The 12,903-nt window shown below is 49.7% G+C and carries 6 protein-coding genes; 3 read left to right on the forward strand and 3 right to left on the reverse strand.

Annotated features, from left to right (window positions below):
- Positions 1–204: 204 nt before the first annotated feature.
- Positions 205–3,525, forward strand: a complete 3,321-nt coding sequence (locus tag M1B78_RS11900) for a beta-galactosidase (RefSeq protein WP_257940772.1) — start codon at positions 205–207, stop codon at positions 3,523–3,525.
- Positions 3,526–3,842: 317 nt separating this feature from the next.
- Here the strand turns inward: M1B78_RS11900 and M1B78_RS11905 are convergent, their stop codons facing one another.
- The gene (locus M1B78_RS11905) at positions 3,843–6,080 is read right to left on the reverse strand and encodes a two-component regulator propeller domain-containing protein (RefSeq protein WP_430732570.1); all 2,238 of its coding nucleotides are present in this window, start codon (positions 6,078–6,080) and stop codon (positions 3,843–3,845) included.
- A 215-nt stretch (positions 6,081–6,295) separates the two neighbouring features.
- Between M1B78_RS11905 and M1B78_RS11915 the strand changes: the two genes are divergently transcribed.
- Together M1B78_RS11915 and M1B78_RS11920 are read left to right on the forward strand one after the other, a co-directional pair.
- Positions 6,296–6,508, forward strand: a complete 213-nt coding sequence (locus M1B78_RS11915) for a twin-arginine translocation signal domain-containing protein (protein ID WP_176467711.1) — start codon at positions 6,296–6,298, stop codon at positions 6,506–6,508.
- 24 nt (positions 6,509–6,532) lie between these two features.
- Entirely contained in the window at positions 6,533–7,105 is a 573-nt protein-coding gene (locus M1B78_RS11920) for a DNA-3-methyladenine glycosylase I (RefSeq protein WP_136009032.1), read from the forward strand.
- A 126-nt stretch (positions 7,106–7,231) separates the two neighbouring features.
- Here M1B78_RS11920 and M1B78_RS11925 read toward each other — a convergent pair whose 3' ends face one another.
- Both M1B78_RS11925 and M1B78_RS11930 read right to left on the reverse strand, forming a co-directional pair.
- On the reverse strand, positions 7,232–10,327 hold the full coding sequence (locus M1B78_RS11925) for a glycoside hydrolase family 2 TIM barrel-domain containing protein (RefSeq protein ID WP_257940773.1): 3,096 nt from the start codon (positions 10,325–10,327) through the stop codon (positions 7,232–7,234).
- 208 nt (positions 10,328–10,535) lie between these two features.
- Positions 10,536–12,791: an alpha-L-arabinofuranosidase C-terminal domain-containing protein gene (locus M1B78_RS11930; RefSeq protein WP_257940774.1), complete on the reverse strand. Its 2,256-nt coding sequence runs from the start codon at positions 12,789–12,791 to the stop codon at positions 10,536–10,538.
- Positions 12,792–12,903: the final 112 nt, after the last annotated feature.

Below are 12,903 nucleotides of genomic sequence, written 5' to 3' on the forward strand. Positions count from 1 at the left end.
ATGATGCCTAAAGTTACATAAACTTTGGGTAATAACAAAGCCTGGGCTTGGGAAAGTCCGGGCTTTGCGCATAAAAAGAGGTTGTGCCAGCATTTTGACACAACCTCTTTTGACATATTTACCTACCTTCCATTTCTCAACTTTCGCATATCTTTGCCGCAAACATAAAAATGATTTATTAATTATCTAATACCAAATTCTTAAATGAAAAAGAAAATTATTTGGAGTTTTGCATTATTGGTCTGCCTTTGCTGCCTGCCATCTGCAAAAACAAAAGCACAAACGAAAAGTGCCGCAATCATACCCGGGGATGTCTGGAAGGACACGGACGGCAATCCCATCAACGCTCATGGCGGCGGCCTTCTTTATCATGAAGAAACCTACTATTGGTACGGTGAATACAAAAAAGGGAAAACTATCCTGCCCGAATGGGCCACATGGGAATGCTACCGCACCGACGTAACCGGTGTAAGCTGCTACTCTTCAAAAGACCTGCTGAACTGGAAGTTCGAAGGTATCGTACTACCTGCCGTGAAAGACGACGAGAAACACGACCTACACCCCAGTAAGGTGCTGGAACGTCCTAAAGTGATTTACAACGAAAAGACAAAGAAATTCGTCATGTGGGCACATGTGGAAAGCGCCGACTACAGTAAGGCGTGTGCCGGCGTAGCGGTCAGCGATTCTCCTACCGGGACATTCACCTATGTAGGTAGTTTCCGTCCCAACGGTGCGATGAGCCGCGACCAGACAGTGTTTGTTGATGATAACGGCAAGGCATATCAGTTCTACTCTTCGGAAAACAACGCCACTTTATATATAAGCGAGCTGACGGACGACTACCTGAAGCCCAGCGGCCGCTATACACGCAACTTCGTAAAGCAAAGCCGCGAAGCACCGGCTGTATTCAAATACAACGGCAAGTACTATATGCTCTCTTCCGGTTGCACCGGCTGGGACCCCAATGTGGCCGAATTGGCAGTGGCAGACTCCATCATGGGGCAATGGACTATCATCGGCAATCCGTGTACCGGTCTTGATGCAGACAAGACCTTCTACGCGCAAAGCACCTACGTACAGCAAGTCTATGGAAAAGGAAACGCCTACATCGCCATGTTCGACCGTTGGAAGAAGAAAAATCTTGAGGATTCACGCTACGTATGGCTCCCGCTTGAATTCAGCAAAGACGGAACAATCACGATACCCTGGCGCGACAGTTGGAACCCGCATACCCAATGGAAAGGACAAGGTGACTTCTCAGCCGGAAAGGGTACTTTCCTGCTGAACGGCAAACCGTTTGTCATCAAAGCCGCAGAACTGCACTATCCACGTATCCCCAAAGCCTATTGGGACCAACGCATCAAGCTATGCAAGGCACTGGGCATGAACACTATCTGCCTTTATGTTTTCTGGAACTCCCACGAGTCTCAGCCGGGAGTGTTCGACTTCAGCGGACAAAATGACCTGGCAGAGTTCTGCCGCCTATGCCAGCAGAATAACATGTATGTCATCCTGCGTCCGGGACCGTACGTCTGCGCCGAATGGGAAATGGGAGGACTGCCCTGGTGGTTGCTCAAGAAGAAGGACATACGCCTGCGCGAATCTGACCCCTACTTCATGGAACGTGTAGATATCTTTGAAAAAGCCGTTGCCGGGCAGGTAGCCGGTATGACCATACAGAACGGAGGTCCCATCATCATGGTACAAGTAGAAAACGAATACGGCTCCTATGGGGAAGACAAAGGTTACATATCGCAAATCCGCGACATTGTACGCGCCAATTACCCCGGCGTAGCACTGTTCCAATGCGACTGGGCGTCCAACTTCACCAAGAACGGACTCCACGACCTAGCATGGACTATGAACTTCGGTACGGGAGCCAACATTGACCAACAGTTTGCACCGCTGAAGAAGCTCCGTCCCGACAGCCCGCTGATGTGCTCCGAGTTCTGGAGCGGCTGGTTCGACAAGTGGGGAGCCAACCACGAAACCCGTCCGGCTGCCGACATGATTGCCGGTATTGACGAAATGTTATCCAAAGGCATCTCCTTCAGCCTCTACATGACCCACGGAGGAACCAACTGGGGACACTGGGCAGGAGCAAACTCGCCGGGATTCGCCCCCGACGTTACCTCTTATGACTACGATGCTCCTATCAGTGAATCTGGACAGACCACTCCCAAATACTGGGAATTACGGAAAACATTATCCAAATACATGGATGGTGAGAAGCAGACTAAAGTTCCAGCTTTAATCAAGCCCATACGCATTCCAGCTTTCCAATTTACTGAAATGGCTCCTTTGTTCGACAACCTTCCTGCTGCCAAGAAAGACCGCAACATCCGCACCATGGAGGAATATGACCAGGGATTCGGAAGCATCCTCTACCGTACCACATTGCCCGAAATGAAAATCCCGTCCTTGCTTACCGTAAACGATGTGCACGACTACGCCCAAGTTTTCCTGGACGGCAAATACATCGGCAAACTGGACCGACGCAACGGTGAAAAGCAACTGGAATTCCCCGCCTGCCCCAAAGGTGCACGCCTCGACATTCTGGTAGAAGCCATGGGCCGCATCAACTTTGGACGTGCCATCAAGGACTTCAAGGGTATCACCCAAAGCGTAGAACTTACCGTAAATATCGACGGCCGTCCTTTTACCTGTAACCTGAAAGATTGGGAAGTCTATAATCTCGAAGATACATACGATTTTTATAAGAACATGAAGTTCCAGCCCATCGGCTCACTGAAAGATGAATCAGGACAACGCATTCCGGGTTGCTACCGTGCCACCTTCAAGGTGAACAAGCCCAGCGACACATTCCTTAACTTCGAGACTTGGGGCAAAGGATTTGTCTATGTCAACGGACACGCCATGGGACGCATTTGGGAAATCGGCCCACAACAGACCCTCTACATCCCGGGATGCTGGTTGAAGCAAGGCGAGAATGAAGTGATTGTCTTCGACATCATCGGTCCCAAAGAAGCCAAGTCCGAAGGTCTGAGCGAACCATTGCTGGACCAATTACTTGTCACCAAACCGCTGACACACCGAAATGAGGGCGAAAACCTCGACTTGTCCGGTGAGCAGCCCGTTCTCTCCGGCAGCTTCAATCCCGGCAACGGCTGGCAGGAACGCAAATTCGCCCAGCCCGTCACCGGACGCTATATCTGCCTGGAAGCCTTGAACTCACAAGACGGAAAAGACTTGGCTTGTATCGCCGAAATGTATCTGCTGGATGAGAATGGAGAACGTCTGTCACGAGAGCCCTGGATTGTCAACTATGCCGACAGCGAAGACGTATCCCACGTCAACTGTTCTGCTGACAAGCTCTTCGACCTCCAGGAATCAACCTACTGGAGCACAACAAAAGGTACTCTATACTCACATGCAGTTGTGATTGATTTGGGCAGCACCCGTACACTGACCGGCATACAGTATCTTCCCAGAATGGAGAGCGAAGTACCGGGTGGAATCAAAGACTTCAAAGTCTACGTAAAGACACAAAGCTTCAAATATTGATTTCGATTATATTATAAAGCAGAACTCCTGCCATGAATCATATCTTGTAAAAAAGTAAGATGAGGTATCTCATCTTCATCACATCTTCCCGGAATCCGGAAATATCCCGGGAAGATGTGAATATAGCGTCCCGAATGAGCAAATGAATGTATTCGAAAGGATATTGCAGAGACATGAAGTGCCGTTCCGCAAGTCACGGTTCGGCACGCTATATCATGTGATGGAGTACGAGAATCAGCCCTGTTGATAATAAGTAAGTATCAGTTCATGCACAATCTTGAAGATTATATGCACACCGTCCCAACATGGGCAATCTTTTACTCAAAAACATTCTTTTCCACTTCTACTCCATCTTGCAGAAAGACCACTTCATATCCGGACTTTTCATCAAAAGAAGCTGATGCAGGCTTTAACGACAAATTTACGGTTTCATAAGGCTGTAATGCACCTGCTTGCACTCGCCCTAAACAGTTTCTGCCAGATCTCACCTCAACTTCAACAGCCTTAGACGCTGACAAACCAAAATTCTGTACCTCCAGTCGTAACTCTCCTTTTCCTTTGTCGTACACAGGACGCCGGGCAGAAAGTAAAGCTGGTTGGTAGTCTACATAAGGCAGACGTGCATAACCATAAAACATATTACCTGCCTTATCTTTACCTATCATCTTCGGAGCAAACTCTTCAGCGGTAATTCCGCTTCCTTTGCCGGAGAAAACAACAATCAAATCTTTGCCTGAGACACATGTCTTCAAAGGTTTGCAGCCTCGCCCGAAGTTCACCTCCTTATAAGAGCCAAAACGCAGCGACTGTACATCCACTTCGGTTTGAGGATTAAATCCCTCTTCCGCAGCAATTCTCACTTTTATGGTACGCGTACAGGAAGTCACCTCTTTCTCATTCAAGACAGAAAGTAACATACCTTTGTTCAGCGGAATACAGATATTCTTGGAACTGTGCCTATCACCGGGCAAATCTTCCCATTTTATTGTATCTATAACAGCAAAGTTCATCTGAGTCGCCCGTCCGTGTTCATCTTGGAAAACTTTAGGACGTTCGTACTTAAACCAAGATTCCACCTCACCGTCTTTGTGAAAAGAAATACCTGGCACATAAGCCTCGCCCGGTTCAATAATCCAATGAACCCCGTCTTTTGAACGCTGATAGAAAGCTATTCGTCCCAACCAATCGTTCACTATCAAATGATACTGAAGGTCATCCCGCCATACCACCGGGTCTTCAAACCGACCTTCCACAGGAGGATAAACCCTTTTATCCGTCAACTGGTAATAAGTAGAAAGACCATCTTTACTAATCCAAACGCCTCCTCCACGACACACCGCCAAGTAGGAACCATCCTGCCTGTGGGCAAAGGTAAGGTTTGAAAGCCCTTCTATAATCTTGCAGTCACGCGCATCAAAATCAAACTGTCCGTATGTCCAAACAGAACTGTCTTCTTTATCAGCTATATAGTAGCCGTCTATCACATAAACCACTACACATCCGTCTTCCAGCCGGAAGGCTTCGGGATTGTGTCCCTTGCCCACCGAATTGCGTATTTTAAAGGGACCGGTAGAATTATCACTCACAGCATGATAAACCGTCGAGCTGGGCCAGAACATGTGTCCTCTGGGAGATTCCTCCAGCCAGCCGCATACATACAGATGATATTTGCCATCGGCACTCTGCAAGATATTCCCTCCCCAAAAGGATGTTCCAGGAAGTTCAATTCCATTATCCACGTAGCGGTTCAGCACACTGTCTGCTCCCCAGATGCCCTGAGCTGAAACACCTTCAGGCATAGGTTGAAACCGGTCCATAAAACGTCCGCCCTTTACCAATTGCTTCCATTCGGCAGGACGTTCACGTTCCGTTATCTGCGCACAATTCAGCGCAGGATAAGCATAAAACCGGTTCTCCTCCGTGGAATAGCGAAAAAGCCCGTTCGACCAGGTTCCAATCCACAAGTCACCGTCCACATCCTCCATCAATGACTTGACGGACATTCTTTTGAGCACCCCACCCGTCAGTCGTTCATCATACAATATCAAGGAATCTTTATCCGAATCATAAAGGCACAATCCGCTATCCGTGCCCACCCACACTTCATTCTGTTTCGTAACCAGCAAGCAAGACACCAAGTTATTGGGAATGGAGGAGGCGACATATTGGCGTATCTCTCCCGTCTTCTTGTTGAGCTTGTTCAGTCCCTCCGGCGTTCCGGCCCACAAATTGCCGTCGTAATCATCGGCAAGACAATAAATATTATTATTGGTCAACAGTCCGGGTGCATACAGATTCGACTTATAGACAGTGACTTGGTAGCCGTCGTATTTGCAAAGCCCGTAACGGGTAGCCAGCCAGATAAATCCTTCCCTATCCTGATATATCTTCTGGACTTCATCGGTGGGCAGTCCGTCGAGTGTGGTCACTTGCTTGAACTTCAAGTCCAAGATTGCTTCCATGCCGGCAGCCGGCAATGCGCAAGGAAGCAACGCAAAGATAACAAGCAACAGATTTTTACTACGAAGCAAGAAAGATTTATATTGTTTTTTCATAATTATAAGATTTGCCTTTGTTGCAAAAATAGTCAGATTCTTTTAAAGCCACTGCCATGCAAAGGAAGAAATATAGTTCATTCTACTCCGCAAATAGTTCTGCACGCTATTCCAACGTCCGGAATTATTCAAATTCCACCCCCTTTGCATCCAAATTCCCTTGGGAAACCGGCAGAAGTTTTTAACTTTGTCAAGAAACCAAACATAACAAGAAAATGAAAACCACCCGAAGAGATTTTCTCAAGAAGAGTCTGGCAGGGACCTTGCTTTTAGGAACAGCCGCCATTGCCTCGGAAACGACAGCTGCCAAAGCCAAGCGTCCCCAAAGCAGACGAGTTGTCCTGATAAGCCCGGACGGGCGAAGCTCCGGACTGCCTGTTCAAATAAAACTTATAACTTGTTTATTCGCAATGAAAGCAATATCTTAGCACCTCATTACAAAAATAACGCTTATGCAAGACATAATAAACGGACGCTGCGGCTGGTGCGGAACCGACGAGCTGTATGTGAAATACCACGATGAAGAGTGGGGGAAACCGGTGACAGACGACAAGACGTTATTCGAATTTCTTGTACTGGAAAGTGCCCAGGCGGGACTGAGCTGGATAACCATCCTCAAAAAGCGGGAAGGCTACCGCAAAGCCTTTTGCAATTTCGATGCCGGGCAAGTGGCACAAATGACCGACGAAGACGTGGAACGACTGATGCAGTCTGACGGCATCGTGAGAAACCGCCTGAAAATCAAGTCGACCATTACCAATGCCCGGTTGTTTCTTGCCATACAGAAGGAATTCGGCAGCTTTTATAACTACACGTTATCCTTCTTTCCCGGCCGAAACCCCATTATCAACCATTTTCAGTCGTTGAGTGAGATTCCGGCATCGTCTCCCGAGTCCGACGCCATGAGCAAAGACATGAAAAAACGGGGATTCAAGTTCTTCGGCTCTACCATCTGCTATGCCCATCTACAAGCCTCGGGGTTTATCAACGACCATCTGACAGATTGCATTTGCCGGAAAAAATAAGCCGTATCCATGATATAAACAAAGAAACAGACAGAAACAAGCAAAGCTTCAATGCAAAGCGGTCGCCTTTCCGATGGGGAGGGCGACCGCTTCCGTATTATACAGTCTGTTTCTCAGTCTGCAATTTTATTCCATTCCGATGCTGTGGCACACGGGAGAAAGGATGAATGTAAACTCATAATCAGCGTATGGCACCAGGTATTCCGGACGTGCAATACGCCCCCAGCTGTCCTCACAACCCAGACCGGCTTGCACCTTGTCGATACAGAGATTAGTCAAATCAGCCTCTTCCACCTCTTGCGAGTGTCCCTGCCGCTTGTCCAAACCCTCGTCCAAAGACTCGATGGTATAGTGCAAGGCAGATGCGGAGAAGGGAGCTTCGGCCACAATCTTGATACCATTGCCAGACCGATCCAGCATCTTCCACCAGCGGATATCAGTCTTTGTTCCGTTTTCCTGCGGACGGATATAAGGATAGAACTGCTCTGCCACGCTCTGGCGGTAGATGCCTAAATCTGTGCAGTGGTTACGGTCGCTATAGTTCTCAACCGGGCCGCGTCCATAGTATTCGACTGTTTCGAAACTGCGGGGCATGGGCATCTGCAGACCGAAACGGAACATGTTCGATACTTTGGCGTTCTTATCAGCTGTCAGCTTCTGGGTAACCTTGATGGCACCGGCGTTGTTGATGACATAAGTCAGATTCAGTTTGGCTGAAACGCCCGGCATGTCATAAGCCGATTCTACGATGACCTGATTGTTATCCGTACGCTGTTTGAAAGAGGTCAGCTTGATTTCCGGATTCTTCCAAGCGATATACTTGCGTTGCAAGCCCGCACCGAAATCATTGTCGGTCGGGGCACGCCAGAAGTTGGGTGTCAGGGCCTCACCGTCCTTAATCATATCCTGTCCGTTCACTTCGTACTTGGTCAGATAACCGTTGTGCTTGTTGAATTCTACACGGAAAGCATCACCGGAGACGATGAGGTAGTTCCAATCGTTATCCTGCACCTGGGGAGCCGGCACTTCGATATTGCTCTGTTCGCAGTTCTTCAGTTCCATGGAAGGAGCCTTGTAAGGATTCAAAACAAGCTGGTCTTTTGCCACTACATGTCCGGCGGACAGCAGTCCTTCGCGGTTCTTCAGCTTATAAGAAACGTTCAGCAACCATTCGGTGCATTGGCAGGTCTTGCCCAAGTCCAGCTTAATCTTAGCAGTCTGTTGAGGAGCCACATTCAGATTATCTACACGGCCGGTACGTATCACCTTACCGCCTTTCAGTACCTCCCACTCCATGTAATAGGCGGAAAGGTCGCGGAAGAAGTATTCATTGAACACATTGATTTCACCGTTCTTCAAGTCGGCCGGAGTAGTCCAGATGTTCTGATAGATATGCCCTACTTCATACATGTGAGGATTGGGAACACGGTCAGGGCTAATCAAACCATTATCACAGAAGTTACCGTCGCTGGCATCAAAACGGTTAAAGTCACCACCATAGGCATAAATCATCTTGCCGTTCTTTCCTTTCCAACGTACAGACTGATCGACAAAATCCCAGATGAAGCCACCTTGGTATTTGGGATACTTGCGAACCAAATCCCAATATTCTTTAAAACCTCCTTCCGAGTTTCCCATGGCATGAGCATATTCACACTGAATCAAAGGTTTTGTCATGGAATCATCCTCACAGTATTTCTTACATCTGTCATAGCCATAGTACATCGGGCAATAGATATCTGTCTTACCTGTTTTACCGGCTTGTTCATATTGTACGGCACGGCTCGGGTCTTCTGCCTTTATCCAATCGTAGGCGGCCTCGAAGTTAGGACCATAGCCGGCTTCGTTGCCAAGCGACCAGAAGATGATGCTGGGATGATTGAAACCGCGCTGCACATTGCGCTGGTTGCGTTCCATATGTGCTTTCTTATAGTCCGTACGCTTGGCAAGTGTCTTCTCGCCGTAGCCCATTCCGTGAGACTCGACATTCGCTTCTGCCACTACGTAGATACCGTACTGGTCGCAAAGGTCATACCAAAGATTGTCGTCGGGATAATGGCAGGTGCGCACGGCGTTCAAGTTGAATTGCTTCATCACCTGAATGTCCTGCAACATGCGTTCGCGGGAGATGACGTAACCACCGTCGGGGTCCAGTTCATGACGGTCGGCACCCTTGAAGAGAACGGGCTGGCCGTTGACAAGAATCTGGCTTCCTTTCAGTTCTATCTTGCGGAAGCCTACCTTTACAGGAATCACTTCGCTGCTACCTTGCAGGGTGCTACGCAACGTATATAAATAAGGTGTCTCAGCCGTCCACTTATGCGGGTTCTCCACATTCAGCGTTGCAATGCCGCTGCCTTTGGCTGTAGCTGTAGCCACCTGCTTACCGGCAGCATCCAGCAGTTCGAGGCTGACGTTGCCGCCGCCCTTCACATCGAGCTGCACTTTCAGGGAGCCGTTGCGGTAGTCGGCATCCAAATCGGGAGTGACACGGATGTCCTGAACGCGCTTCTTGTCGCGGGCATAGAGATAGCAATCACGACCTACACCGCTGTAGCGGAAGAAGTCCTGGTCTTCGAGGTAGGTACCGTCGCACCAGCGGAATACCTGAAAAGCTATCAGATTCTTCTGTCCGGGCTTCAGGTAAGGAGTCAAGTCGAATTCGGCTTCGAGCTTGCTGTCTTCACTATAACCCACATAGCGTCCGTTCACCCACAGATACATATTGGAGGTGACAGATCCGAAATGGGCGATGATGTCCTTGTTCTTCCAGTCGGCGGGCACGGTAATCTCGCGACGGTAAGAACCTACATGATTGTTCTCGACGGGCACCTGCGGCGGGTTATTCTGGAACTGATTGCGCCAGGCGTAGCCGACATTCACATAGATAGGGTCGCCGAAACCGTTCAGTTCCCACACACCGGGGACGGGGATGTCGTTCCAGCCTTTGTCATTATAACCCACACGCCAGAAGTCGGTAGGGCGAGCATCCGCATCCTTCACCCAAAAGAACTTCCAGGTACCGTTCAGCGTCATGAAACGGGACGATTGTTCTTTCAAGCCCCGGGTGGCAGCATCGGCCGACTCGTAGGCGAAGTAATTGGTGTGCATGGGGGCACGGTTCACAGCATTGACCTCGGGGTCGAGCCATTCTTTGAAAGACTGTGCACTGGCAGACAAGGCCAAGGCTGCAAACAGTCCGGTAATGAGATGTTTCTTCATGATGGTTAGTTTTAAAATAGTAATAACAGCATAGGGAATGTTCCGAATGCTGCTACAAAGATAAGACGAATCGGGCTACTTCAAGAAGAGAATCGGCCCAAAAAAGATGAATATTTGCTCACGGAAGCAATTTTCCACGACTCACGCCTCTGAAAGGGGAGGGAAAACGGACTGTATACTATCTTCCCCCCACCTTTCGAAAGGGGTGTCAATGCAGACGATAGACGCTGAATGAACGGGGCTGCAACTCCAGGTCGAGAGAATGCTCGCCGACCTGCACGGGGCGGATACGGGGAACGAGGGCTTCTTGTTCCAAAGTATTCACCGTACGCCAGTCGCAGTTCTGCAGATAAGTGCACGAACCGCCAATGAGCCGCCGCTTCTTCAATCCGTCGAAGTCGACCTGTACTTTTGCCTGCCGGCTGCCCGCATTGACCAGTTTCAGGATAATTTCTCCCGTAGGAGCGTCCAGCACCGCCGAAGCATAAAGGCTGTCCTGACCCGTCACGGGTTTTCCGTCCATCTGCAGGCTCAGCACATCTGTTCCGGCATTCATGCCATACATCTGCTGCACGTAATAGTTGGGTGTCCGCATCATGCGGAGATTGTCAAACCAAATCAAATCGGGATTCCATTGCCAGGCATCCACATGGGCGAAGAGCGGAGCGTAGGTGGCAAGGCGCACCACATCGGCATTGCGTTCCAGTCCCGTCATGAAAGCAGCTTCGGACAGCGCTGCCAGAAAGTTATTCGCCTTCCCGGTGGAGTGGTCGTGCGACGCATATTCACCGGCAAAAACTTTCGGTCCCTTACGGTCGTAATTGTCGTAGCGGGCGGCATTGGCAAAGAACCAGTCGGGAGCCATATAATAATGCTCGTCCACCAAGTCCACTCCGATACGTTTCATTTCGGGCCAGAGATAATCGAACTTGTCACCATCGGCACTCGGGCCGGAAGAACCTACAATCTGAATATCGGGATGTTTTGCGCGGATGGCTTTGGTGAACACTTCCAGACGTTCGGTATATACCTTGTCCCACTGTTCATTGCCAATGCCAATCATTTTCATGCCGAACGGTTCAGGGTGTCCCATATCGGCACGGACCTTTCCCCACTTGGAGGTCACAGGACCGTTGGCAAACTCGATGAGGTCAAGGGCATCCTGCACGTAGGGGGCGAGCTCGTCGAGAGGCACTACCTCGTTACTCTCGTACTGGCAGGACAGTCCGCAGCTCAGTACCGGCAGCGGTTCGGCTCCGAGGTCTTCACTCAGCAGGAAGTATTCGTAGTAGCCCAGACCCAGGCTCTGGAAATAGTCGGGAAAGGCCTTGTGCTTGAAGGTGTAGTTCCAACGGTTCTCGTTCAGCGGACGGTTCTCTACCGGGCCTACGGAATTCTTCCATTGATAGCGGGTGGCAAGGCTGTTACCCTCAATGATGCAGCCGCCGGGGAAGCGGAAGACACCGGGATTGAGGTCGTAGAGCGCTTGGGCGAGGTCGGCACGCAGACCGTTCTCGCGCTTCTTCCAGGTGTTGACGGGAAAGAGCGAGATATGATCCATGTCCACCGTACCCTCCGACAACAATACCACACGCAGACGCGAATGGGCATCGGTAAAGGGCGATTGGAGGACAACCGTCTGTTTTTGCCAGCTGTTGCCGCTGATTTCGATTTCTTTTTTCAGAAGATTCTCGCCATTGGAGTTCACCAACTCGACGGACAACTTCATGGGACGGGCATCGGGAGTGCGGGTGTAGGCTGTGAAGCGGTATTCCTCGCCTTGCTTGAGACCGATGCCGCGAAAGCCTTCGTTGTCGAGTCCGGCACGCAGCAGACGGCCGTCGTTGACGATGCGCACGTAGTGGGGATTGCGGTCGAAGCAGGGCTCGGCGTCCTGCACCGTGACGTTGCCGAAAGGCATCCATCCGACAAAGGGTTGCGGGAACTCGAAGGAGCGGTTCTTCACCAGTTCGGCGTAGAGTCCGCCGTCGGCACCGAAGTTGATGTCTTCGAAGAAGATGCCGTACATTGTAGGCTGTATCTTAGCTGTCGGGCGAGATACATCTACGGTCATCACATGTTGTGCCTGCGCACCTATGGCGCAAGACAACAGAAAGGTTGTAATCAGTTGCTTCATATAAATGTCAAATATTATAGTAATATAGAAACAGTTTGCAAAAATAATAAAATCTTTAGATGCGGATACATCGGCCATGCCGGAATACATGTAACCGGTGCGTACGGCATGTCCTACTGCCTCTTCCTGTTCCAGCACGGGTTTGTGCGACTGCAAATAGCTGTCCTTGCATGCTGTAGTGCCGCGCACGTCGAGGAAGGACTTGGCCTGGTCGAGATATTTCTTATCTCCCGTCGCGGCATAAAGACGCACCAACGCTCCGGCCCCGACCCGTTGTGCGGATGTTTCGGGTTCATCGTGCGAGCCGTATAGAGGTATCCGTATCATTTACATTTAGTTCGACCGTCACAATCAGCCGTATTCTGAATGCCATTCAGTCGTATAGTGAATAGGGTTCAGTCGTATAGTGAATGCCATTCAGTATACGACTGAATTAGGC

The sequence above is a fragment of the Bacteroides muris (ex Fokt et al. 2023) genome, from assembly GCF_024704895.1.
GTDB lineage: Bacteria > Bacteroidota > Bacteroidia > Bacteroidales > Bacteroidaceae > Bacteroides > Bacteroides muris.

Excerpts from the sequence above, each read along its gene's own strand:
- M1B78_RS11900 (WP_257940772.1), top strand. The coding sequence starts at position 205 with ATGAAAAAGAAAATTATTTGGAGTTTTGCATTATTGGTCTGCCTTTGC.
- M1B78_RS11905 (WP_430732570.1), bottom strand. The coding sequence starts at position 6,080 with ATGAAAAAACAATATAAATCTTTCTTGCTTCGTAGTAAAAATCTGTTG.
- M1B78_RS11915 (WP_176467711.1), top strand. The coding sequence starts at position 6,296 with ATGAAAACCACCCGAAGAGATTTTCTCAAGAAGAGTCTGGCAGGGACC.
- M1B78_RS11920 (WP_136009032.1), top strand. The coding sequence starts at position 6,533 with ATGCAAGACATAATAAACGGACGCTGCGGCTGGTGCGGAACCGACGAG.
- M1B78_RS11925 (WP_257940773.1), bottom strand. The coding sequence starts at position 10,327 with ATGAAGAAACATCTCATTACCGGACTGTTTGCAGCCTTGGCCTTGTCT.
- M1B78_RS11930 (WP_257940774.1), bottom strand. The coding sequence starts at position 12,791 with ATGATACGGATACCTCTATACGGCTCGCACGATGAACCCGAAACATCC.